Source organism: Rathayibacter sp. PhB179, from assembly GCF_004345345.1.
In the GTDB taxonomy this organism is placed as follows: domain Bacteria; phylum Actinomycetota; class Actinomycetes; order Actinomycetales; family Microbacteriaceae; genus Rathayibacter; species Rathayibacter festucae.
The window spans coordinates 19,798-42,000 of sequence record NZ_SLVD01000011.1 but is presented as its reverse complement, the minus strand read 5'-3'; the positions used below and the strand labels follow the sequence as shown (position 1 = coordinate 42,000).

The following is a 22,203-nucleotide window of genomic DNA, read 5'->3' as shown; positions in this document are numbered from 1 at the left end:
GGCGATACCGCGGCTCAGCGCGCATCCCTCTTTCGCCTAGTGGGGATCAGGTCGCCGTGCACGTCGAGGACAGCGTGACCACGGCGAAGCGAGAACGAGAAGGGTCGACGCTTCGGTACGTCGTTGCCGGCGGCATCATCGGGTAAGCGATGCCTAATGCGGTGACGGCCGACGAGCATCGCGATCGAATTGAGCAGGAGAAGCACAGCTCCCAGTCCGGCGATCCAGGCGCCGAGCAGGGCGATGCCGCCGTCAGCGGTCGTCGTCGCGAAGGAGTGCGCGACGACGACGGACGAGGTGCAAGCGCCGACGTACTGAGCGGTGCGGTAGAGCCCGCTCGCCGATCCGGCAACGGTTGACGGCGCGGCCGCGTGCAGGATGAGCTGGTTGCCGAGGTTGTTGAATCCGTTCGGGATGCCGAGCAGCACGGCGACCCCCACGAGCAGGGAGACTGGGCTGGAGGCGTCGACGAAGAACAGCAAGATGACCCCGGCGGCGATCATGCCCGTGGTGCCCACGGCTAGGAGCGCACGCGGTCCGACCCGGCGTCCGAGCCTGGTCGCCACCAGCGTCGAGAGCACGCCAACCCCGAAGACGGGCAGCATCAGCAGGCCTGTCGCGGCGGGGTCCAGTCCGCGTGTTGACTCGAGCCACTGCGGGAGCCCGTAGAACACGCAGTAGAACGACGTGAAGGTCGCGATCGCGCGAAGGCAGGTCAGCGCGATCTGCGGATGCCGTCCCATCAGGCGCAGATCGACGAACGGCGATCCGGCGCGGAGCTCACGCCAGATCAGTGCGCCCACGAGGGGGACGACGGCGGCGAGAGCCGGCCACAGGGGTTCACTGGTGAGCGAGAGCAGGCCGGGCATGAGTGCGACGAGCGTAGCGACGAAGAGCAGGACGCCGAGCGGGTCGAGCGAACGGACCGTCGGCACGAAACCCTTATGAGGCGTCGGCTCGTCGGCGGGGACACCGCGCAGCACCCAGATCGCGGAGTTCAGGATGATCGGCAGGTTCACCCAGAAGATCCCCTGCCAGCCCGTCGCGGCGATGATGAGACCGCCGACAGTCGGCCCGAGGGCCGCCGTGGCCTGACCGCACAGGGCGATGATCCCGATCGCGCCGACCGGGTTGAGACCGGTGGTGGCGGCTCGGCGCCGGATGATCGCCATCGCCGCGGGGAACTGGATGGACGTGCCAAGACCCAGGACGACACGGTCGATCACCAGCCACTCGACGGAGGGCATGAACGGGCCGGCGACGGAGGCCGCGAGCACGATGACGAGGCCGGCGAGGTAGACCCGGCGCGGGCCGAAGAGGTCGGCGAGTCGGCCCCCCGCGGGGGCGCCGATGGCAGCGGCGATGTACAGGCCGCTGACGAGCCAGGGGATGGAGTCGTCCGAGCCGAACTGCAGCGCAATCGGGACGAGCGCGACAGCGATGATCGCCGAGTTGAGTCCCTGCAGCACGGTGCCGGAGCCCAGTGCCCAGGCGAGACGACGCGGTAAATCGCGAGGGGTCGCCGCGGCGGGAGGCCCCTCGATGTCGGTGCGGGTCACGTGAGTGCGGCGATCTCGCTCGGGGTCGCGAGCAGCACATCGGGATGCGCGGCGAGGCGAGCGAGTATCCGCTCGGCGACGTCGGCGAAGCACGCCTGTCCGAGCACCCAGCCGAACCAGCTCAGTCCGAGGTAGCGGGGACCGACGATCTCGGCGTCTCGAATGAGCTGGTCGAAGGTGTCCTCCAGCGCCCGCTCGTAGTCGGCGAACGGCAGACCGCGCGTGTACAGCGAGAACATGTCCTCGGTCTCCAGCGGATGCGGCAGCGCGACGAGGCCGGCGGCACCGCCCGAGAGCGCGACGGGACGCTCGTCGACGGGCCAGTCGCCGAACCACGAGAAGCCCGCCTCGCGCAGCAGCGTCGTCGTCTGCGGGCTCTGGCCGCGCTCCGGCCCGAACCAGCCGCTCGTGGAGCGGCCGGTCGCCGTCTCGACGGCCAATCGCGCATCCGCGATGTATCCGCGCTCGTCCACGACACCGCTTCCCAGAATGTCGTTCGCTGCCCGCCCGCGCACGACGATCTCCTGGGCGCGCTCGGCGGCGAGCCGTGCCAGGCCCGGCATCTCCCGCACACCGGCAGCGTCGAGCGCGACCGCGACCGGCACCCCGGTCTGCTGAGCGATGTCGAGCAGGCGCCAGATGCCGACGGTCAATCCGAAGTCCCACTGCGAGAGCCGAGCGACCTGGCCGTGCCGCGGTTCCGATGTCTCGCGCCCCACTCCGCCCTGCATCGTCGTGGGCTTCAGGACGCCGAAGGGCACGTCGTCCTGGTAGCTGGGCGCGTGCAGCAGCACGCTGACAGCGAGCTTCTCGCCCCCCGGGAGGGACCTGGCTCGATCACCGCTACGCGATCACCGCCGGGGCCGTCCCCCTCCGCGTGCGCGGCGTGGGCGTCGTGGCCGTCGCCACGGCCTCCGGGCTCTCGTCGCAGGAGGACCACGACCTGATCGTCGAGGGCATCCGCGCCCAGATCGCCGAGGAGGCGTCGTGATCGAGAGTCCTCCGCTGCCGCAGCTGCAGCCCGGCCAGCGAGACCGCATCCGCATCTGGGAACGCGCCACCGGAGAGGTCCGCACCGTCGCCGAGTCCCGCGCGCATCCGTACGAAGCCCCGAACTGGACCTCGGACGGCCGCCTGCTCGTCAACGCGCACGGACGCCTCTGGCTGCTGCCGGCCGACGGCTCCGACGAGCCGGTCGCGATCGAGGCACCCGGGCTCCCACCGGTCAACAACGACCACGTGCTCGCGCCCTCGGGCGACGTCGTCTACGCATCGGCGAACGACTGGCACATCTGGTCGGTGCCGATCGCGGGTGGCGAGCCGACCCGGCTGACCGAGGACGACGGCGCCCTGCACTTCCTGCACGGCGTGACGCCGGACGGCCTCCGCCTCGCCTACGTCCGTCTCGAGCCCGAGGGCGACGACTGGTGGGCGTCGGCGCGCATCCACACGATGTCCAGTAGCGGCGGCGGAGACCGGCGCATCACCACGCACCCCGGCCCGGCCGACGGCTGCGAGTGGACCCCGGATGGCGAGTGGATCCTCTTTAACACCGAGCAGTTCAGCGAGACCCCCGGCCACGCGCAGCTCGCCAGGATCCGCGAGAACGGCAGCGGCCTCGAGCAGCTGACCTTCGACGAGCGCGTCAACTGGTTCCCGCACATCGCCCCCACCGGCGACGTCGTCGCCTACCTCAGCTACCCGCCCGGAACCACGGGCCACCCCGGCGACCTCTCCGTGGAGCTCCGCCTCGTGCGGGTCGGCGCCTGGACCGAGCCGACCACGATCGTCGCGCTGCACGGCGGGCAGGGCACCGTCAACGTGCCCAGCTGGGCGCCGGACGGCTCCGCATTCGCCTTCGTCGACTACCCCCGCGACTGATCCGCAAGAGAAGGACATGAGTCACACACCTCGCATCGTCATCGTCGGCACGGGCATGATCGGCGCCGCGCATCTGCGCGCCGCCCGTCTCGCCAGTGCCGACGTCCTCGGCGTCCTCGGCTCGACCCCGCAGCGCTCCGCGGCCGTCGCCGCCGAGTGGGGCGTCCCGCGCGGATACGAGGACCTCGAAGAGGTTCTCGCCGACCGCCCCGACGTGGTGCACGTCTGTACCCCGAACGACACGCACGTCCCCTACGGCGTGCGGATCGCCGACGCCGGGATCCACCTCGTCATAGAGAAGCCGATCGCGATGTCGGTGGGTGAGGCGGAGCGGCTCGCCGAGGCCGTCGACGCGGCGGGGATCGTCGCCGCCGTGCCGTTCGTCTACCGCTACCACCCGATGATCCGCGAGATCCGAGCGCGACGACTGGCCGGTGAGCTCGGCGACCTGCTCCTCGTTCACGGCAGCTACCAGCAGGACTGGCTCGCCTCCCCGCGAGCCTCGTCGTGGCGCGTCGACGCCGCGAAGGGCGGCCCTTCTCGCGCCTTCGCCGACATCGGCTCGCACTGGGCCGACCTCGCCGCGTTCGTGTCGGGCGAAGAGCTGCTCGCGACGAGCGCGTCGATGTCCATCGCCTACCCCTCCCGGCCGGCAGAATCGGGAGCCTCGTTCGGCGGCGAGTCCAGCGGCTCGACCCTCGCCGACGTGACCACAGAGGACATCGCCATCGCGACGTTCCGCACCACGAGCGGCATCCTGGCGAACACCGTCATCTCGCAAGTCTCGGCCGGACGCAAGAACCGGCTCTGGCTCGAGATCGACGGCTCGGCCGGCTCCGCGGTCTTCGACCAGGAGCACCCCGAGTCCGCCTGGTTCGGCGGCACCTCCGGATCGACGATCCTCCACCGCGGCGAAGGCCGAGTCTCTCCCGACCAGGCCCGGATGAACCTCATCGCCGCCGGCCACTCCCAGGGCTGGACCGACGCGTTCGCGCAGCTCATCACCGACGCCTACGCCGCCGTCGCAGGAGACACTCCGGAGGGTCTCCCGACCGTCCGCGACGGTCTGCGCTCGGTCCGGGTCGTCGACGCCGTCCTCCGCTCCGCACGCACCGGGGAATGGACCGACATCGCCGGTTCTCAGCATTGAACAGCCCCTTCGCACCGGAATCGACGCCCGCGGACACCCGTCCACCTACTGCAGACAAGGAATCTGTTCCATGGCTCTTCCTACCGCCTCCCTCCAGCTGTCCACGCCGGCGACGGAGCTTTCCGAGCATCCGAACGGATCGCTCGAAAAGCAGGCCACGATCGGCCCGACGACCGTCATCGACCCCTACGTCCTGGTCGAGCGCCGGCTGAACCAGGTCGGCGTCGCGGAGATCGCCGACCGCCTCGACACGCTCGCAGAGGTCGCCGCGACCTTCGGCCTCACCGTCGACCACCACAACCACGCACAGGAGCTCCTCGCTTCCTTCGAGGGGGGCTACCGCTTCCTCAGCACAGACGGACGCACCGCATGAACGGGAATCAGCCGATTCAGGGGGGCGACGGCCCGATGCCGCCCACCATCCAGCACACGGTCGTCTTCAGGCTCGCGCACGCGCCTGGTTCGACCGAGGAAGCAGCCTTCCTCGCCGATGCCGTACGGATCCTGACCGGAATCCCGAGGGTGCAGGACTTCACCGTGAACCGGCAGGTGAGCTCGAAGAGCCCTCTCGCCTGGCAGTTCTCCATGGTATTCGCGGATCGCTCGGCCTACGCGGAGTACGACGCGCATCCTGACCACGCCGCGTTCGTGAGCGAGCGCTGGCTGAGTGAGGTCGCCGCGTTCCAGGAGTACGACTACGAGGCGTACTGATCAGCCGAAAAGGTCCCGCCTCTCCCTGCGAGCTGTGAAGGCTTGTAGGGGTCAGAGCACGGTGGCGCCGGCCGGGCGCTCACGCGCCACCCCGGAACCACCGACGTTGCGAACGGACGCCCGACGGCGAGTGGGTACTGTCCGATGATGAGCAGCCCGGGCGTGCTGACGGTCAACGGAGGAGTCAGCTGAAGGCGAAGCCGCCGAGCGTCATCGCACTCACCAGCTAGTCGGCGGGAGTCCTTCGCAGGTGACCTGCGAAGGACTCCCGCTGGTCGTCTCAGCGCAGAGATGCTCGTTCTGCGGAGACGAGTGCTTCCACACGGGCCCGCTCGGCACGGCCATAGGTCTCGCGGGTGATCAAAATGCCGAAGAGGCCGATCACCGACGCGACCATGTAGAGCAGCGAGGCACCGGGCCAGCCGAGCCAGCCCACGAGGACAGCCGCGAGTAGCGGCGCGAACCCGCCCAGCGCGGCAGCGATCTGGTAGCCCAGAGACGCGCCGGAGGTTCGGGTCGAGGTGCCGAACTGCTCTGTCAGAAGCGATCCCTGGGTGCCGGTCAGGGAGGCGTGGATGAAGCCGATCCCGAAGACGAAGACGGCGATGACGAGTGCGGGCTGGCCGTCATTGGTCAGCAGGTACATCGGGAAGGCGAACGCGATGGCGACGACGCAGGCGACGATGTAGACCGGACGGCGTCCGACCCGGTCCGTCAACGAGCCGGCGAGGAAGGTCGTGAAGATGGCGACGAGGCTCGCTGCGGTGATCGCGCCGAGGGCGGTCGGCCGGATGTCCGGGTATCGCTCGGTGAGGTAGTTCAGGAGATAGGTCGCCGTGGAGTAGTAGGCGAAGGACTCGACGATACGCAGGGCGATGACGCGCAGGATGCTCCGCCAGTCCCGCCGGAGGGTGGTGAGGAACGGATTCTTCTCGATCCGGCCGTCGGCCTTCGCATCCTCGAACTCGGGCGACTCGGAGAGCTTCGAGCGGACGACCAGGGCGACGACGACGAGGACAGCGCTGAGCAGGAAGGGGATGCGCCAGCGGAGGTCTCCCTCGAGATTGGCGCAGACGAGGAACATGCCGCTGGCCAGAGCGATGCCGAGCGGGTTGCCGGCCTGGGGGATGGCGGCGTACATGCCGCGGCGGTTCCACGGCGCGTGCTCGTAGGCCATGGTGATCGCACCGCCCCACTCGGCGCCGAACGCGAGACCCTGGATCATGCGGATGATTACCAGGAGGACGGGAGCGAGGACGCCGATCTGCGCGTACGTGGGGAGCAGGCCGATCAGGAACGTGGCGCCGCCCATCACGAGCATCGCGCCGACGAGCACGGGCTTCCGTCCGAAGCGGTCGGCGAGATAGCCCCCGACCGCTCCGCCGAGAGGTCGCATCAGGAATCCGACCGCGAGAGTGGCGAAGGAGAGCAGCGTGCCGATGAAGCGGTCGCTCTCGGGGAAGAACACCGCGCTGAAGTAGAGCGCTGAAGCGGTGCCGTAGGAGATGAAGTCGTAGTTCTCGACGCTCGTGCCGAGGGCGGCGGCGAGGGCCGTCTTGTTGCGGTCCTTCGAGCCGAGCACGGAGACGCGCGGGCTGGAGTCAGTGGTGGTCACAGAGGATCTCCTTTGATCGGTGGGAGTCAGACGGATGGGGAAGGGGAGGGGAGGAGCTCGTCGAGGGCGTTGAGCTTGCGCACGCGTCGACGCGTGTCCTCGTCGTCGTCGAAGGTCGCCGTGAGGAACGAGGCGACGATCTCGTCGATGAAGGCGGGCGGAACGAGCCACGCACCGAGGGCGATCACGTTGGCGTCGTCGTGCTCGACCGCTTGATGGGCGGAGTAGGACTCGTTGGCGAGTCCGCAGCGGATGCCCGGGATCTTGTTGGCGGCCATGATCGCGCCGGCACCGGTGCCGCAGACGAGCACGGCGCGGTCGGCGCTGCCGTCGAGCACCGGGGCGCACGTGGCCTGGGTGATGTCGGGGAAGTCGACCGGGCTCGTGCTGTCCGTTCCACGGTCGATCACGGTGTGGCCGAGTGCCTCGATGGCGGCGATGACCCGCGCTTTCACGGGGAAGCCTGCGTGGTCGGCTCCTACGGCGACTCTCATGCGTCGGTCCTTTCGGTGGTGGTGGCGAGCAGCTGCTCGACCTTGCGGAGGGCGGGGATGGAGGAGGACGCGCCGGCGCGCGTGACAGTGACGGCTCCAGCCGCAGCGGCCAGGAGCAGGCGCTCCTCGAGCGGAGCGGTCTGCGAGGCCGCGAGGTAGCCGACGACGGTGTCGCCGGCGGCGGTCGTGTCGACCGCGCGGACGCGAGGCGCCCGCACCCGGCCGGAGGCGTCAGCCGCGACGAAGACGGCGCCGTCCGAGCCGAGGGTGCACACCCCGGTCAGCCGGCCGCTCGGAGAGAGGGCGACAGCAGTCCGCCGGAGCAGCTCGAGAGGCGGATCGGGAAAGGAGGCAGTGTCGCGGTCGACGTCGAGTAGGGCGGCGATGCGGTCCAGCTCGTGGGCGTTGACGACGAGGACGTCGGCCTCGAGGACGAGCTCGTCGAGCGTAATCGGCGCAGGCGCGGCGTTCCAGATGACGGTGGCGCCGACCTCTCGGCCGCGGCGGGCGGCCGCGTGATTCGCTCCAGCGGGGACCTCGTTCTGCAGGACGAGCGCGTCGCCGGCGGAGAGCGCGGAGAGTCCGGCCACCACGGCGGTCTCCTCGACCAGCGCGTTCGCGCCGGAGAGGACGAGGATCGAGTTCTCGCCCTCGTCGTCCACCGCGATCACCGCACGTCCGGTCGTCGCCCCCGCCACGCGCCCGACATCGTCGGTGTCGACTCCGCGCTCGCGGAGAGATCGGAGAGCGGCGTCCGCGTCTGCATCGGCGCCGACCAGTCCCACCATGCGGGTCCGCGCTCCCGCCGCTGCCGCAGCGATGGCCTGGTTCGCTCCCTTGCCGCCGGCGGAGACCGAGGCGGATCGCACGATCGCCGTCTCGCCGGGCCTCGGCAGAGCGGCCAGACGGTACGTCGTGTCCGCGTTGATGCTGCCGACGACGACGACCTCAGCGGTGTCTCCTGCGCGCACTGTGCACTCCTTCGTGAAACGTTTCCATGGAAACGATTCCACGGATACGACGACACTTTTGCACGGATACAGGTGACTCCGCAAGCGCCGGTGGATCAGGCGCCGGAGCGGTCGAGGAGCTCGGGCTCGAAGAATCTCGACACAACGGGCTCGCCCGCGATGAGCGCGAGGACTCCCGCGGCCCCCCAGCGGCCGATCTGCTCGGCGCCGGTGCTGACCGCGCTGATGCGCGGGGAGGCGTATTCGAACCAGTCCAGGTCGCCGAAGGAGATCATCTCCACTCGCGATGCGTACTCATGGCCGAGCGCGCGGTGCAGTCCGCGCATCGCCCCGAGCGTGGTCGGTCCGTTGACGCCGAAGACCGCGGTGGGGCGCACGCCCCTGGCCAAGATACGCATCATCGCGGCTTCAGCTCCGTCGGCGAGGAAGTCGCCCTCTTCGAGGAGGGCGTCGTCTGTTGAGACGCCGTGCGCTGCTCTACCTCGCAGGTACGCACTCCTGCGCTCGGCACCGGTCGAGAACGCGGTCGGCCCGCCGATGAAAGCCACGTCGGAGTGGCCACGCCGCTGCAGCCAGTCGAGGATCAATGCCACGCCCTGGGTGTTGTCGGTAGCGAAGAGGGGAACGTCGACGCCGTCGAGGGCGCGGTTCAGCAGGACGACGGGCAAGCCGGAGCCGATCAGAGCGGTCAAACGCGGAGTGACCGGCCCCTGCGGTGCGAGCAGCAGGCCGTCCACGCGCTGAGAGGCGAAGATTCGGAGCGAGTCCTCGGCCTGGGCCGCGTTCTCGTTGGCGTTCGCCAGCAGGACGGTGTACCCGTGCTTCGTCGCCTCCCGCTCCGCCGCATGGGCGAGCTCCGAGAAGAAGGGGTTCCGAATGTCCGACACGAGCAGACCCAGCACATCGGTCCGGGACCTTCTAAGCGCCCGCGCCGGCCCATGTGTCACGTAGTCGAGGGCCGCGGCGGCCTCGAGGACACGCGCGCGGGACTCGGGTGACGTCTGCGTGCTGCCGTTCAGCACCCGGGACGCCGTGCCGAGAGCGACGCCTGCACGCACCGCGACGTCCTTAATCGTCGCCATCGCTCTCTCCTCGGTCGCCTCCGCCTGGACGGGACTAAGACTGTACCGCTCGCAAGCGGACCGCCCGGTCGAGGAAGACAGCATCGGAGCGACCAGAGCACCACTCCTCCGGATGACCGCGCGATAAACTGACATAAGATACATTATCGGATAAATGCTCATGTAACGTGTAGCAGCTGGCTGGTCGCTGGCGGGCGCCAACTGCTGCCCGGTCCGGCCCGGCCCGTCGACCCGGCCACACCCAGCGGGCAACGCTCTGTCCACATCCCGGACGCGGGGCGAGCGGGCGCTTTACGTAGCTCGTCGAGCTGAGATGAGATCAGGCGAGCGGGTCAGCTTCGCTAACCAACTCCACAGGCGCACTCTGCCCACCGCCACCGCGCCTCCGACCTGATGACATAATCTCGCTTATGAGAAGCGGCAGTGGGAAGCGCCCGGGGAGCGCGCAAGCCCTGTACCGCCCTCGACGGGCTTGCGTACCGTCGCTGACGACCCGCACCACTCCTCGAGGCACCGGACCGGTGCAGAACAGGTAACAGCACATGACTCGCGAGCAGAACATCGCCTCCCAGCAGGCCTTCGGTGAGGCGGTCAACGCCGGCGACTTTGCCGCGTTCGACGCACTCGTCGCGCCCGACTCTGTCGATCACGACCCGGCGCCCGGCCAGGCACCCGGTCCGGAGGGATACGCCGCGTTCTTCGGCGACCTGCGGACCGCGTTCCCCGACATGGCGCTCGAGGTCGAGAAGCTCGTCGCGGACGACGACAGCGTCGCTTTCGCCTACACGCTGACCGGCACGCAGACCGGTGTGTTCCAGGGCCACGCGCCGACGGGCAAGTCCGTGAAGATCCGCGGCATGCAGATCAGCACCTTCGTCGACGGCAAGCTCGCCGAGCGCTGGGGAAGCAGCGACGAGCTCGGCATCCTCACGCAGCTCGGCCTCGCACCCGGCGCCTAGCCGGCGTGACTCCGGCGGGTTTCGAGGCTCGTGTGCAACCACACCTCGGAGCCCGTCGGGCGGAGTGTGTGCGAACAAACTGACATAACGTCGATTATCGGAGATATATCGCTCGATCGGGCAGGACTGATCAGGTCATCGTCACCGGGCCGGCACCTCGGCGGCTGTTCAACCTAGCCACCCGTGTCGGTGTCGTCGAGCGTTCACTACCGAGGCGGGCCCCCGAAGTGTCAGCCATTTCGACGGGGAACAGAGCCTGAGGCTCTCGGTCCCACAGCCCGGGTCGACGTCTGCGCTCCTCAGCCTGCTACTCAACCTCGGGACTTGCTGCATCTCTGGTGAACGCGTCGACGATGGAGGCCTCGTCGGGCAGCGCTGCTTGGGCTTCCTCGGAGAGCTCGTAGCGGCTGACGGCGACGGGCTGGGTGGTGGAGGCCAGGGCGTAGCGGACAACGGCGTCGTTCTTGTCAGTGACGACGAGGATCCCGACCGTCGGTTCGTGCTTGCCGAGGACGCGCAGCTTGTCGTCAACGAGGGCGACGTAGAAGCCGAGCTGTCCCGCATCTCGCGGATCGAACTTCGTGGTCTTCAGCTCGACGACGATGTAGCGGAGCTGGTCGACATGGAAGAACAGGAGGTCGACGAAGAAGTCGTCGCCGTCGACCTCGAAGTGCACCTGTCGGCCGACGAACGCGAACCCTGGTCCGAGCTCGCGGAGGGTGTCCGCGATGCGGACGACCATGCGCTCTTCCAGCTCACGCTCCGTGGCGTCGCTGTCGATCGCGAGGAAGTCCAGCGCGTACGGATCACGAGTGATCTGCTGAGCGAGATCGGAGTCGACCGGCGCGAGAGTGCCGGCGTAGTTGCTCGGTGCTGCAGCTTCTCGCTCGTGCAGCCGGGTCTTGATCTGGTGCCCGAGCACCGGTCGGCTCCAGCCATGAGCGACGTCCTTCGCGGCATACCACTCACGCAACTCCTTGTCGTCGAGCTTGTCGAGCAGCTCGGTGATGTGGCCCCACGGCAATTGTCCAACGGGTCGTTGGACAATTGCGTCCTCATCCGGCCACGCCGCCGCGAAGCGACGCATGTAGAAGATGTTCGCGCGGGAGAACCCCTTCATCGAAGGGAACTCCGCCCGCAGATCCTCAGCGAGACGCTCGAGGACACTGCTCCCCCACGGCTCCCGCTGCTGACGCTCGAGGATCGTCGACCCGATCTGCCACCACAGCCGCAGAAGCTCCGTGTTCACCTTCCGCTGCGCCTGGAACCGAGCAGCATGCACATGCCGCTTCAGCTCATCCAGAGTCGCCCGGTACTCACTCGGAATCACTGCGGTCATGCGAACCACGCTCTCACATCCCGCAGCGACGCCGCGGCCCACGGTTCACCCATCTACACCGCGGCCGCTACTACGCCGGATCTGCGGACCATCGGCACGCCCGTCGACTGTGCAGGGTCGAACCAAACCGCCCCATCGACCTCTCCGAACACGACTCGGACACCGAGGTCTCGCGAGAGACGGTGCCTCACCCGAAGAAGCACCGCCTCTCGGTCCCTGCCCCTACAGACCGCAGCGACAGTGCACCTGCAGCATAAACTGACATAGTCTCGATTATCGGCTATTGAAACTATGCATCGGGAGGACACGAGCTGCGCCTAGGTTGCGTCATCCCGTTCGGGGAAGCTCGCGGCTGATCCAGCGTTGACCACTTCATTAACGGCCGATGCCTTCCAGACGTAGCCCAGATTTTAACCGTCCCACGCTCGACCGGAGTAGATACCGAGAAAGATGGCGGTGGGTGGCCAACCCATCGATGTCCTACCGACGCCCTGATGCCAAATCGTCCGCTCGTCTGTTGCAACGTATACAGGAGCACCGGACAGCCCCTGATGGGTAGTGCTGTCGATGAAGAAGGTCGGGTAGTCACCAAGGACGTTGAGATCAGGCTCCGAAGCGATGACGCCTTGTGTCCACACAGCCGCCGCCGGGAGCCCTCCGGAATGGCCTCGAGGGTAACCGACGACGAATACCGTGTTGGTCACATTGATGGACGGTGACGAGCTGTCCGACGCGGACAACATGCGCGCCGTGTCGACCGGTCGCGCCATGTGGAGGTCACTGACTCCTTCTGCACCGAGCGGCACTGCCACGATGTCGGCAGCGGCGCCGAACTGCGGATGCTCGTTCCATCGCGGTTCAAAGTCGGCGTCGTAGAGCTCCAATTGGTGGTGGTGAGCGCGACCGGTCGTCCCTTGGACGGTCCAGGTGAGGGATGTTGGGCGTCGACGACTTGAAACCAAGCTTTGCCGGGTGATATTGTCCAGGCCGGTCACGACGTGCCGGTTGGTAACTAGGTAGTCGACCCCGTCAGCACGTGCCACAAAGCCTGTTGCGGTGCCGATGGGGCCTTGACCATCCTCCGGAATCACCGGAACACTTGAAGTTGTGATCGTGTTCAGCGGAATGTCCATGTTCTAGTTTGACATTCGTCCCGCCACATACGGGCGCCGCTCGGTTGCAGGGAAGCATCGGTCGGAGGACTGTCGCCGTGTCGCCGCGTTGAAAGCTCTGCTAAACGGGCTGGTGATTGGCCGTTCGACCGCACCGGTCGGCCTCCTCGGTCCACTTCTAAGGTGATGCTTTTTACGCTGTCAGCTGAAGTGGCGGCGGGCAAGTTCAGCGGCAGCTCGAAACTGCGCATGGGTTTGCAGCGCGTCGGCTAGGCGCTTCTCGGGAACGCCCACCTCGTGCAGTAGATTCATGACTACAACAGCCGCGGTTACCTCGACAACTGCATGGAGCTGTTCGAAGTCTTCCCCAGCGTCGCCGTGGTGAGCGAGGTCATTGCGGGAACGACCCGCCACTCGCGCCCACGTTAGGACGTCGGGGACAAGAACTCTCATGAACGCGCCCGGGCGCTCAGCAAGATCAACTAGTCGCTGTTTTAGTGATGGCTCGTTCCACTGCACGCGATCATTAACCCAGTTGCGTTGCTCCTTCGGGACCGCAGAAAGCAGTGTCCTTCTCAGTGCCGCGAACTCGTCTGCGGGGACCGGCGCAGGTAAGTCCAAGCCTCGATGGAATGCCTCAGCAGCGGCCACGGCGGATACGACTCGTGAGCCGAGGTATCCCTTCGTGATGTACCGCAGACCAAGGATCAAGCTTCGAGCGGCAGCGAACTGGTCGCGTACCTTTAGCCAGGCGGGCAGGAGCTCGTCCCATGGCAGGTCTGCCTCGGTCAGGACGAAATCATTGAAGAAAATTGCCTCTCGACCCGCGTCAGGCTTCACAATGTGTTCCTGATAAACATTAACGATTTTGAAATCGTTCCTGCAGCCATCGAGGGCCTCACCGGCGTTCGCGGGCAACTGAAGTTGCATCGTCAAAGCCGCACACGCGGACATCGTAGATATCGAGACCATATCAGCAATGCCTGCGACTAGGGATAGCCACGACTCCATAGGACGCTTCTCGGCTGACGAGAAGGTAACGGAGGCTTCGGTATGTCGCGTCTCGAAGCGGCCGTCTGCACGATTCTGTAGCGATCTGAAACCTGAGTAAGTAGTAAGCGTGGCATCGATGTCACCGACCCGTGCTAGGGCACTTTTCACATTGTTCTTGGCTGTCTGGGCGGGAACTCGTGGGCTGTGAAGATTACGTTCGACGGCTCCACGATGTGCCCAGCCCGTCAGATTCTCAACGGTGATACCCGCGCCCGTGAAGGCGATCGAGTCGGGCGTGTCAAGGTGACAGCCTTCAAGGAGCGTAAATGCGCGGAGAGTTTGGTCGTGCGGGTCGTCTCCGTAGTTACCCCTAGATGATTCAGAGAACGGGTCGATAAGCGTTAGACGAGTGTTTTCACTGAGCCCGTGGACCACTGGCCATCGCTCGATTTCCTGGTGCACGGCAAGAACTCCGGTAACGATCTCGGTCGATAGCCGAGTTTGCCACCCCCCAATAAGACGAAGACGGATGCCAGTGGCGGGATCGAAGGTCAGAACACCCGAAGCCACTTTCTCCGGCTGGTCCGGGCGCCACCAGCGACCTATCCATTCGTGAGGCTCATCTAGTCGCGCACTGGCCATGACTCCATCATGACGTTATGCGGCTCGTGGGCGCGCTCCCGCCACGCGGTTCCGCAGTGTCTTCGTGCAACGCAGTCGAAGACCGTGACCGTCGTTCTCGAGATCGTCCTCCAACGTCGTAACGGGTCGACGGCCGAGCGGAAATTTGCGGGCGCGAGCGCCGATTCGGCTCAGAGAGAAGAGCCCCCCCCCGCCCGGCCCCCTGACCGCGGCCGCTGGTGCGGCGCGTCACCCTCGAATCGAGGAACGTGCACCTCGACCAGTCACCGCCGACCGCGCGTCTTCCCGCGGGAACGACTCGCTCCCTACATGGGGTGCTTGCGGGCGCTTCTAGTCGCTCAGCTTGCTCTCGCGCTCGTATAGCTCCACCTGTCGCGCCGTAGGCGTGCGCACCATCGCGTAGGGCCGTCGTGCGGAAAGATCCTGATTGACTACCTTGAAAAACCACCTGTTCTGCTCACCGTCAAGCGGCATCAATATGCGGTGGTCGCCAAGCCGAATCAACATCGGCGTCGCGGGCGGCCCTACTTCGTAGCCGTGTCGCTGATAGAAGGCGTCGATCTCGGCATCGCCGTTGGCCACGCCATAGATCAGCTGCACGCCTTCGTCCATGACCCGCCGCTCACCCTCAGCGAGTAGGGCGCTTGCAACGCCGTTACGGCGCAGTTCCGGTCTCACGGCAATTGAGTTCACCATGCGTGTGTCTGCGATGAGAAGCTCCGCCAGGTCTTCGCGACCCGCCTTCAAGAACCATGATGCGTCCTCGAAGGGTGGACCGATGTGGACTACCGCCGCGATGCCCGAGTCATCGGCTGTTCGTAGGACGAGGGAACTCGGTCCACCGCTACTGCGCTCCAAGGAGACCGAGAAGACGGTTGCTAGATTTCCGGAGATATGGTCAGCGAGGAACGCTTCAGCGCCCTTCCGTTCCAGGTCGTCGACCACCTCGATTATGGGTGTTGTCATCGCCCCATTTTGCCCGTGCGGGGCCACTCCGTCGCAGGGGCGGTCAGCGGTCAGCGGTCTGGCAGCGGCTGCAGGGGTGCACTGGAACGAGGCGCTCGCGCCTACACCTGGTTCATCGCTGTTGCGGTGAGAGCGTCGGTAGGCTCGCGGCATGCGTTCGGAGCAGGATCACGCGGTCGCGTCGTCAATCCCGATGTTCAGGCCACTTTGGAGACGATGAATGACGACACCTACTAGTGCCTCAGGCTCTGTCTTCGATGGTGATGGTTTCACCGACGCGGATCTGCGTGCCTTGTACGATCGCTCGGCCGGCGCTGTTGTGTACATCGATGAGAGCTACCGCACCGCCGGCCAGGCCCATGGGGATGGCTTTTACATCCTCACGGCCGTCGTGATACCCCGGGATCGCATCGTGCGCATTCGTGCGAAGCTCACGGACATCGCGGATTCAACCCGGTGGCACACCTCCCAGGCGGCTCGTGACGAGGACGGCCGCGAGAAGACTTTGAAGATGTCCCGGTACCTCGCGCGCGCAGCGACAACCGTGGTCGCCGTGCAGACGCCAGTCACTGCCGCGGATGCGGATGCCGAAGGTGCGCGTGCGGCCTGTTTCGGGGCTCTCCTCGGCGCGTTGTGCAACAACGGAATGCTCGAGCCCACCGGGCTCGTCGTTTTGGAGCGCCGACGGGACACGCATCAGCAGAACTTCGACGGACGCACAATCAACGCGCTGCGAGCTGCTGGAACTATCCACGAGACCCTACTCGTGTACCAGGGCTCACCGGCGACAGAATCACTGCTCTGGGCACCTGACGTCGTCTCGTGGGCGACTCGGCAGTGGATCGCACGCAGTGACGACTCGTACATCGAGCCCTTGCGTGCCACGAAACGCTTCTTCCAGGTGACAGTGACTTAAACAGCAAACCCCCTGCTGCCGCGGCTACACAGAGGGTCCCTGCACCAATCGGACCTAAGCCGGACGAGCGCAAGTTTGCAACTGAAAGACTACACCGGGGTTGACGGATGTCAACCACGCTAGGGCCGCTGACGCGCAAAGAGGGGCGCTGAGTGGGAAGCTGACCACCCTGATGACAGTGAAGCGACGGGTGCCGTCGGCGCAGGACCCGCTGCAGTCCAGGTCGACCTCGATTTCGACGTCGTCTTCGCCAACGTCGCTTCCGCGCTCACGATCTGTGGTCATGGATTTGGATCGACACTGCGTTGGCTCGATGGCTTGGGCACATGCCCACCCGCAGAGGAGGGCCCCCTGACACCAAGCGGTGTCGAGGGGACCCTCCTCTGCTGGTGGGTCAGCGGCCCGGTTCGGATCGTTCGATCTGCGCAATCTGGCCGCGCGCGCCTCGGGTCGAGGGGACGCGAGTGCGCTTCGTGGCCTCCGCGCCGCGCGCAGGAGTCGCGAAGGAGGCGTCAACGGTCATCCGCGCGTTGACCTGCTTCTCCGGAACGTTCTGAGCCTGCATCGATGCTGCGGTGCGCGCCCGACGCTCGGCACTGTCGTACGCAAGCGCTCCTTCGGAGCGTGCCGCGGCCGCACGCCCCTCCTGGGCGGGCGCGGGAGCGCCGTCAGAGGTGCTCTGCTGGCCGCTGTCGTCTCGATAGAGCGCGACCTGGGCACGAGCGTCCTCAGCGAGGCTGCGCAGCTCCTCGGAGCTCTGCGCGGGGGTCCCGCCGGCCTCCGCTTCGCGGTCGTACTGAGCGGCTCGCTGCTCGAGCTCATCGGCACGTCGTGCGGAGTCGATCGGGATCTCTGACGAAGTGGCCGGGAAGGAGGCGTCGCTGGCGCGGTCTAGGCGGTCAGCTTCCGCGATCATCACCTGGGCCTCAGTGATGTCGCGCTGAGACTGAGCCCGCTCGGCGTCCGCTGCGGCGACGGTGAGCCCGCCGGCCTGGTCGGTGCGCCACTCCTGCACGAGAGCCGCGCGCGCGGCTTCAGCCACCGCCGGATCCGCCGACTGCGCGCGGCCATGGTCATCGAAGGCGATGGCTGTCTCAACGCGGTAGTCCTGGTAGCCGACTGGATCGTTGGCGCGCTTCCACTCCTCCGCGACGCTCAGCTCGAGTGCGGGGACGTCGCCGGCGACCGCCGCGCGGTAGTCCGCGATAAGCGCACGCTCCGCCGAAGGGTCGGGCTCGCGGATGTCGCCGACGGGCATGGTGAGCCGGTCATCGTCGTGTCGGTGGTATCCATCGGGCGCGGCAGTGGAGGCCCACTGCTTCGCGAGGTTCAGCTCGGTCGGGGTGTCGCGTGCGATGCCCTGCAGCGTGGCGACGTCGACGCCGTAGCGCTCTTTCGCCTCTGCCGCGATCAGTGCGCTGGCGGACGCGAGCTGCGGGTCCGCGTCCTTCCACGCGGTCGCCGTCTCCGCGACGCGGGCGACGTCGCGCACGCTCGCCTGATCCCACCACTGGGGATCGTTCACGACTGTCACCGCCTGCCGTGCGGACGCCCGCTCGCCCTCGTAGCGGGCTGCGAGCTCGCGCGCCTCGATGGCGCTGCGCTGCTCCGCTTCGCGCATCGCGTCCTGGTATGCGCGGGCCAGCTTCTCGCCGAGCTGGATCGCGATGGTGAGCGCGATCCGCGCGGACGAGTTGATGGACTCTTCCACGCCTCCGTCGTCGTCAGCCATAGTGATTCCTCCCCTTCACTGGTGTCGGTCTAGCGGTCGTGTCCGTCGCGCTCGCGCGGCTCGGTGCCGTGCTGCGGCGCAGCGATCGTGGTGACGTTCGGCTCGGCCTTGGTGAGCTTCGTCGGGACGGGAGTCCCGGTCGCGAAGCTCGCCTGCACTGTCTCGCGCGCTCGGCGGGTGTCCTCGGGTAGCGCATCCCAGGCGTTCTTCTGGATCTGCGCGCTGTAGCCCTCGTGGACCGTCTTCAACTGGTTCCGGATCGTCCCTGCAAGCTCACGGGTACGGCGGGCGTCACCGGCGGCCTTGTGGGCGTCCATGATCGCTCGCGTGGTGCGCACGATCTGGCGCAGCAGCATGGCCTCCTCGGCGGCCTTGTTCCGCTTCCCGGCGGTCGCGAGGATAAGCATCGTCGTGCCGGCCATCGACGGCATCGCCGCCGGCCGCGGCGTCGACTCGTGCGTACGCAGATGCGCGGAGCGGGCGAGGGTCCGTGACGCTTCGGCCAGCGGCCCGGGTGTCGGCTCGAGGCGCCTCGACCAGGCGGCGTAGGCGCCGGATGCTTCGCGGGCTGCGTGCGCCCAGGTCGCGCGATCGGAGGGGTCCACTCGACTCAGGTAGTCGTGCAGCCGCCCCATGTCCTCCGCGTAGGAGGAGTAGAGGTCGCTGGAGAGTTCGGTCGCTTCGCGGCCAGGTGCGACGGGCTCGTAGCGCCACGGGTTCTTCGCTGTCGCGCGCCACTCATCGACTGCTGTCTGCGCGGACTGTGGTGAGTCCGGCCAACCTTTCCGCAGCTCCGGAAGAGTGAGGTCCCGGGCGAGCTTCCCGCCGCCGTGCCACACCACCGGCGCGCCCTTCTCGGGACGCAAGGCGACTGAGTAGCCGGCGACGACGTCGTCGCGGCCTGCCGCGTAGCGCGGGCGGATGAGCACGCCGGCCTGACGCATCCGACGAACGAACTCCGCCTCATCCGCTGACGCGGATGCCGACGAGCGCACCGCGCGCTCGAGCCGGCGAGCGTCGACCTCGACAGCCCCGCGGCGCTGCGCGGACTCGCGCGCGCCCGGCCGCACGCCGCGCTCCCCCAGCTCACGCTCCGGCGCGTGCAACGGTTCGAGCCCGTACTCCTTCTCCAGCTGCCGGCTGACCCGCTGCGAGAGCGCCTTGTCGTACGCGAAGTGCGCCTTCGTCCCGTCGGCGCGCACCGCAGAGACAGCGATGTGGATGTGATCGTTGCCGTTCTTCGACAGGCCGTGCCGCACCGCGATCCACCGGCAGTCCGCCTTCCCGGAGGACTCACCGGCGAACCCCATCCGGTCCACGAAATCGGTCGCGATCCGTCCCCACTGCTCATCGGTGAGCTGCCCCTCCTCCGCACGCAGCGAGAGGGAGCAGTGCCAGACACCAGCGGCGACGCGCTTGCTGCCGATCTGCTCGCCGGAGTCCTTGTCGAACACCTTCTCCTGGCGGGTCACGTCGACGCCGAAAAAGTTCTTGTACTCGTTCAACTCCGCCGCGATCGCGGCGGCCTCGGCCTGGTCGAGGACGCTCTCACCGTGCATCGCCATGATCGCCGGGTCCCCCGCGATCAAGTGCTGCTCAGTGTGCTCGTTCGCGCGCCCCTCCCCCGCGAGGTAGCGCACCAGACCGCCCATGTCCCCGCCGTACGTGACGTTCGGGATCACTGGCCGGCCAGTCGTCGCAGCGTCTCATTCACGCGCGACACCAGCGCCCGGTACTCCGCCGCCACCTGCACAGCTTCCTCCGGGAAACGGCCCTCCGTGTTCGCGAACCGAGCGAGCTGATTCATGTTGCTCGAAAGCCGCCCCATCAACGTCCGAAGCTGCATCAGCTCCGAACCGACCGACTTCCACTCCACATCCGAACGCACCTGCGGATCGATCGCCGCTTCGAACATCAACCGCGGAACCGTCACATCCAAAACCTCAGCACGAGCACGCAACATCGCGTCCTCATCCGGGGACACCCGCACGACGTACTTCTTCTCCCGACGCTGCTCCGGCGGAACGTTCGGACGACGCTTCCGACCGAACAACCGGCTCGACTCCGTCATCTACATCCCCGTCCTTCGGCCCAGCGCAGCGAACCCGCCAACCAGCGGGGACCATACGACCAGTATGCGCACCGGCCCAGCGCAGCGCCAGGCCGGCAAGCAACTTAGGGCACCTAAGTTGACAGCTTGCTCCAAAAAAGTTGTTCTCGCCCGAAGCCTAAATCGGGTGCACTCGTGGTGCGAAGGACACCTGAGCGTCTCGGCTGGCAAAGCCGAAGCCGAGACGCTCAGTCCGCGCCTTCCGGATGACGCTGGTGGCGGCTAGCCTTTCCGCATGAGCGACCACACGAGGAACCCTGACGACGCCGCCGACGCCGCCCGCCGACTGCTCGAACAGAGCGTCGAGAAGCGCGTCGAGGCGGTCCGCACGATCGTCTCCGCAGCCAACGACACCGACACCGCACGCGCCGCCCTCAGCGACGCGCAGAACCGGCACAGCAAGGCGTGGGCGGACGCCCTCGCCGCCGGCTGGTCGGAGAAGGAACTCCGCGCAGCAGGAGTGCCGCGACCCGAGCAGCCTCGCGCTCGCGTCACCCGCTCACGGCGCACGACGTCGGCGGAGGGAACCACCGCTGAGTCGACCGAGAGCGACAGCTCCGAGTCGATCGAGAACGCTGCATGATCGACGACGACTCCGCCGCGCTCCACGGTCAGGTCCGCGCCTGGGCGGAGGGGTCTAACCCGCTCGCGGCCGCCGTCGAACTGCTGATCCGATCGGGCCTCGTGTACGCCGGTGCACCGTGGGTGAAGACCGACCATGCCTGGCAGACGAGCGCCGTCGACTTCGACCGGCTCGGCTACGAAAACGGAGCGCTCAGCGGAGGCGAACAGCGCGTCGCGCGGATCGCATCGTCCCTCGGACAAGGCGTCCCCGTCGACCTCCGCGAGGACGTCGCCGGCCTCGACCTCGAACACACGCGCCTGGTCCTCGCAGCGGTCGCACACGCCGCCGGACTCGGAGAACCCGGCACGACGATCCAGACCATCGACGGAGTACCGACGATCGTCCCTCGCGACGCCCTGGCGTCGTGGCCGAACGAGTAGGTTGATCGCGCACGACGATCCCCCTCGTCGCTGTGGAGGACCCCGCTCGAGCATTCATGCTCGCGGGGGTCTTTCCGTTCCCCCGACGTGCGCGCCGGCTGCGGTCCGGCCGTCCATCCGACGCTTCACTCTTGCCTACGCCGGCCGACCGTCAATAGCGCTGCGCGTCCCTCCGGGATGCCCCTCCGGGGCACTCTTGACGGCCACCCGCCTCCGGCGTCGCGCCGCTTATCGGATGGATGGCCTCAGAAGATGCTCACCGCGGGAAGAGTTCCGATCAGCCGACCCCTACCGAACGCTCACCGGAGCGCTACATCGCGTAGGTGATGACGACAGATGGGAGAGCTAGTGTCAGCAGGGCCAGCCCGGACCCCGCTGGCGGAGGCAGGCCGTTGGCACTCCGCTGGCGGCCTGTCGTCAGTCGATCAGGTTGCAGGCGAGGCTGAAGGCAGTCGAGAACGCCAGACAGGACGCAGCACGGGCGGTTCGCCCTCTCGGTCTCGTCGCACTTCAAACGCTGCTCACCGCGGATGAAAGCGGGCTACAAAAATCGGTGAATGCAGCAGATGACTCATGCTTCCGCGACGTTCACCACGACCGACGATGTGTGCGCGGCCCTCCTCGCCTTCGTCGGTTCGATCGCCGCCGGCGATCACTCGGAATCGGTCGCTATTCCCGCGCTGCGTGTGGATGGGCAGGTCATGGAGGTTCGGATGACGGTGAACGCCCATAGTGCGTTCGTCGTCGTTCCCGTCGATGCCGACGCGCAAGACGAGCGCGCCCTTTTGGCAGCCTCAAAGTCGGTCGTCAGCGAGCTGCGCAGGCGAGGCGCGGCCAGCCGTCAGGATGCCGAGCGGCGCTGACAGGAGTTGCTCGACTCGCTCCCCTGACACTCACCGTCTCGGCATTTCGTGTCTAAAGTGGCGGTGCGGTTGAGAAGTGGGGACCTTGACGCCGCATGCGGCA

Annotated in this window: 22 protein-coding genes and 1 pseudogene; 10 read left to right on the top strand and 13 right to left on the bottom strand. The window is 67.2% G+C overall.

Features of this window, described 5'->3' with window-relative positions; all coding sequences use genetic code 11:
* Positions 1-14: 14 nt before the first annotated feature.
* The gene (locus EDF43_RS18900; RefSeq protein WP_243646376.1) at positions 15-1,469 is read right to left on the bottom strand and encodes an MFS transporter; all 1,455 of its coding nucleotides are present in this window, start codon (positions 1,467-1,469) and stop codon (positions 15-17) included.
* A gap of 86 nt (positions 1,470-1,555) precedes the next feature.
* A complete protein-coding gene (locus EDF43_RS22015; RefSeq protein ID WP_165909198.1) occupies positions 1,556-2,353 on the bottom strand; it encodes a hypothetical protein in 798 nt (265 codons plus the stop codon).
* 50 nt (positions 2,354-2,403) lie between these two features.
* Between EDF43_RS22015 and EDF43_RS18895 the strand changes: the two are divergent.
* The 5 genes and pseudogenes from EDF43_RS18895 to EDF43_RS18875 form a co-directional block, all read left to right on the top strand.
* Positions 2,404-2,550 (top strand): annotated as a pseudogene (locus tag EDF43_RS18895) (heme-binding protein); the annotation flags it as partial.
* Positions 2,547-3,440 carry a PD40 domain-containing protein gene (locus EDF43_RS18890; RefSeq protein WP_132438182.1) on the top strand — a complete coding sequence of 298 codons (894 nt, stop codon included), beginning with the start codon at positions 2,547-2,549 and terminating at the stop codon, positions 3,438-3,440. The pseudogene EDF43_RS18895 and the gene EDF43_RS18890, both read left to right, overlap by 4 nt.
* A gap of 16 nt (positions 3,441-3,456) precedes the next feature.
* Entirely contained in the window at positions 3,457-4,590 is a 1,134-nt protein-coding gene (locus tag EDF43_RS18885) for a Gfo/Idh/MocA family oxidoreductase (protein ID WP_132438183.1), read from the top strand.
* Positions 4,591-4,660: 70 nt separating this feature from the next.
* Complete coding sequence (locus EDF43_RS18880; RefSeq protein WP_132438184.1) at positions 4,661-4,963, top strand: hypothetical protein; 303 nt, start codon at positions 4,661-4,663, stop codon at positions 4,961-4,963.
* Positions 4,960-5,301: a Dabb family protein gene (locus EDF43_RS18875; protein ID WP_243646371.1), complete on the top strand. Its 342-nt coding sequence runs from the start codon at positions 4,960-4,962 to the stop codon at positions 5,299-5,301. The genes EDF43_RS18880 and EDF43_RS18875 overlap by 4 nt, the downstream gene beginning before the upstream one ends.
* A gap of 280 nt (positions 5,302-5,581) precedes the next feature.
* On the opposite strand, the gene EDF43_RS18870 is transcribed toward EDF43_RS18875, so the two are convergent.
* The 4 genes from EDF43_RS18870 to EDF43_RS18855 form a co-directional block, all read right to left on the bottom strand.
* Positions 5,582-6,916: an MFS transporter gene (locus EDF43_RS18870; protein ID WP_132438185.1), complete on the bottom strand. Its 1,335-nt coding sequence runs from the start codon at positions 6,914-6,916 to the stop codon at positions 5,582-5,584.
* Positions 6,917-6,942: 26 nt separating this feature from the next.
* Entirely contained in the window at positions 6,943-7,410 is a 468-nt protein-coding gene (locus tag EDF43_RS18865) for an RpiB/LacA/LacB family sugar-phosphate isomerase (protein ID WP_132438186.1), read from the bottom strand.
* Entirely contained in the window at positions 7,407-8,381 is a 975-nt protein-coding gene (locus EDF43_RS18860; protein WP_165909199.1) for a ribokinase, read from the bottom strand. The genes EDF43_RS18865 and EDF43_RS18860 overlap by 4 nt, the downstream gene beginning before the upstream one ends.
* 95 nt (positions 8,382-8,476) lie before the next feature.
* The gene (locus tag EDF43_RS18855; RefSeq protein ID WP_132962526.1) at positions 8,477-9,625 is read right to left on the bottom strand and encodes a LacI family DNA-binding transcriptional regulator; all 1,149 of its coding nucleotides are present in this window, start codon (positions 9,623-9,625) and stop codon (positions 8,477-8,479) included.
* 380 nt (positions 9,626-10,005) lie between these two features.
* Here EDF43_RS18855 and EDF43_RS18850 point away from each other — a divergent pair, with 380 nt between their 5' ends.
* Positions 10,006-10,422, top strand: a complete 417-nt coding sequence (locus EDF43_RS18850; RefSeq protein ID WP_056045707.1) for an ester cyclase — start codon at positions 10,006-10,008, stop codon at positions 10,420-10,422.
* A 307-nt stretch (positions 10,423-10,729) separates the two neighbouring features.
* Here EDF43_RS18850 and EDF43_RS18845 read toward each other — a convergent pair whose 3' ends face one another.
* From EDF43_RS18845 to EDF43_RS18830, 4 genes are all read right to left on the bottom strand, one after another.
* Entirely contained in the window at positions 10,730-11,761 is a 1,032-nt protein-coding gene (locus EDF43_RS18845) for a PDDEXK nuclease domain-containing protein (RefSeq protein WP_132438189.1), read from the bottom strand.
* Between the two features lie 410 nt (positions 11,762-12,171).
* Positions 12,172-12,894: a trypsin-like peptidase domain-containing protein gene (locus EDF43_RS18840; RefSeq protein ID WP_132438190.1), complete on the bottom strand. Its 723-nt coding sequence runs from the start codon at positions 12,892-12,894 to the stop codon at positions 12,172-12,174.
* A 180-nt stretch (positions 12,895-13,074) separates the two neighbouring features.
* Entirely contained in the window at positions 13,075-14,508 is a 1,434-nt protein-coding gene (locus EDF43_RS18835) for a HEPN domain-containing protein (protein WP_165909200.1), read from the bottom strand.
* A gap of 330 nt (positions 14,509-14,838) precedes the next feature.
* Positions 14,839-15,474, bottom strand: coding sequence for a GNAT family N-acetyltransferase (locus EDF43_RS18830; protein WP_165909201.1), 636 nt, complete (start codon positions 15,472-15,474; stop codon positions 14,839-14,841).
* 220 nt (positions 15,475-15,694) lie between these two features.
* Here EDF43_RS18830 and EDF43_RS18825 point away from each other — a divergent pair, with 220 nt between their 5' ends.
* Positions 15,695-16,390, top strand: coding sequence for a hypothetical protein (locus tag EDF43_RS18825; protein ID WP_132438193.1), 696 nt, complete (start codon positions 15,695-15,697; stop codon positions 16,388-16,390).
* 394 nt (positions 16,391-16,784) lie between these two features.
* Here the strand turns inward: EDF43_RS18825 and EDF43_RS18820 are convergent, their stop codons facing one another.
* Genes EDF43_RS18820 through EDF43_RS18810 form a run of 3 tightly spaced genes read right to left on the bottom strand, consistent with a single transcriptional unit; the run spans position 16,785 to position 20,193 of the window.
* On the bottom strand, positions 16,785-18,122 hold the full coding sequence (locus tag EDF43_RS18820) for a hypothetical protein (RefSeq protein WP_132438194.1): 1,338 nt from the start codon (positions 18,120-18,122) through the stop codon (positions 16,785-16,787).
* Positions 18,123-18,151: 29 nt separating this feature from the next.
* Positions 18,152-19,762 carry a relaxase/mobilization nuclease domain-containing protein gene (locus EDF43_RS18815; RefSeq protein WP_165932481.1) on the bottom strand — a complete coding sequence of 537 codons (1,611 nt, stop codon included), beginning with the start codon at positions 19,760-19,762 and terminating at the stop codon, positions 18,152-18,154.
* Between the two features lie 38 nt (positions 19,763-19,800).
* Positions 19,801-20,193, bottom strand: coding sequence for a plasmid mobilization relaxosome protein MobC (locus EDF43_RS18810; protein WP_132438196.1), 393 nt, complete (start codon positions 20,191-20,193; stop codon positions 19,801-19,803).
* Positions 20,194-20,467: 274 nt separating this feature from the next.
* On the opposite strand from EDF43_RS18810, the gene EDF43_RS18805 reads away from it, so the two are divergent.
* The 3 genes from EDF43_RS18805 (at position 20,468) to EDF43_RS18795 (ending at position 22,100) form a co-directional block, all read left to right on the top strand.
* A complete protein-coding gene (locus EDF43_RS18805; RefSeq protein ID WP_132438197.1) occupies positions 20,468-20,815 on the top strand; it encodes a hypothetical protein in 348 nt (115 codons plus the stop codon).
* Entirely contained in the window at positions 20,812-21,237 is a 426-nt protein-coding gene (locus EDF43_RS18800; RefSeq protein ID WP_132438198.1) for a hypothetical protein, read from the top strand. Before EDF43_RS18805 ends, EDF43_RS18800 begins: the two co-directional genes overlap by 4 nt.
* Before the next feature lie 557 nt (positions 21,238-21,794).
* Positions 21,795-22,100, top strand: a complete 306-nt coding sequence (locus EDF43_RS18795) for a hypothetical protein (RefSeq protein WP_132438199.1) — start codon at positions 21,795-21,797, stop codon at positions 22,098-22,100.
* The last annotated feature ends 103 nt before the right edge of the window (positions 22,101-22,203 follow it).

What these genes read in the sequence shown, in the direction of transcription:
- EDF43_RS18885 (WP_132438183.1), top strand. Translation starts at nt 3,457, where the DNA reads ATGAGTCACACACCTCGCATCGTCATCGTCGGCACGGGCATGATCGGC.
- EDF43_RS18880 (WP_132438184.1), top strand. Translation starts at nt 4,661, where the DNA reads ATGGCTCTTCCTACCGCCTCCCTCCAGCTGTCCACGCCGGCGACGGAG.
- EDF43_RS18875 (WP_243646371.1), top strand. Translation starts at nt 4,960, where the DNA reads ATGAACGGGAATCAGCCGATTCAGGGGGGCGACGGCCCGATGCCGCCC.
- EDF43_RS18865 (WP_132438186.1), bottom strand. Translation starts at nt 7,410, where the DNA reads ATGAGAGTCGCCGTAGGAGCCGACCACGCAGGCTTCCCCGTGAAAGCG.
- EDF43_RS18855 (WP_132962526.1), bottom strand. Translation starts at nt 9,625, where the DNA reads ATGAGCATTTATCCGATAATGTATCTTATGTCAGTTTATCGCGCGGTC.
- EDF43_RS18850 (WP_056045707.1), top strand. Translation starts at nt 10,006, where the DNA reads ATGACTCGCGAGCAGAACATCGCCTCCCAGCAGGCCTTCGGTGAGGCG.
- EDF43_RS18845 (WP_132438189.1), bottom strand. Translation starts at nt 11,761, where the DNA reads ATGACCGCAGTGATTCCGAGTGAGTACCGGGCGACTCTGGATGAGCTG.
- EDF43_RS18840 (WP_132438190.1), bottom strand. Translation starts at nt 12,894, where the DNA reads ATGGACATTCCGCTGAACACGATCACAACTTCAAGTGTTCCGGTGATT.
- EDF43_RS18835 (WP_165909200.1), bottom strand. Translation starts at nt 14,508, where the DNA reads ATGGCCAGTGCGCGACTAGATGAGCCTCACGAATGGATAGGTCGCTGG.
- EDF43_RS18830 (WP_165909201.1), bottom strand. Translation starts at nt 15,474, where the DNA reads ATGACAACACCCATAATCGAGGTGGTCGACGACCTGGAACGGAAGGGC.
- EDF43_RS18825 (WP_132438193.1), top strand. Translation starts at nt 15,695, where the DNA reads ATGACGACACCTACTAGTGCCTCAGGCTCTGTCTTCGATGGTGATGGT.
- EDF43_RS18820 (WP_132438194.1), bottom strand. Translation starts at nt 18,122, where the DNA reads ATGGCTGACGACGACGGAGGCGTGGAAGAGTCCATCAACTCGTCCGCG.
- EDF43_RS18810 (WP_132438196.1), bottom strand. Translation starts at nt 20,193, where the DNA reads ATGACGGAGTCGAGCCGGTTGTTCGGTCGGAAGCGTCGTCCGAACGTT.
- EDF43_RS18805 (WP_132438197.1), top strand. Translation starts at nt 20,468, where the DNA reads ATGAGCGACCACACGAGGAACCCTGACGACGCCGCCGACGCCGCCCGC.
- EDF43_RS18800 (WP_132438198.1), top strand. Translation starts at nt 20,812, where the DNA reads ATGATCGACGACGACTCCGCCGCGCTCCACGGTCAGGTCCGCGCCTGG.
- EDF43_RS18795 (WP_132438199.1), top strand. Translation starts at nt 21,795, where the DNA reads ATGCAGCAGATGACTCATGCTTCCGCGACGTTCACCACGACCGACGAT.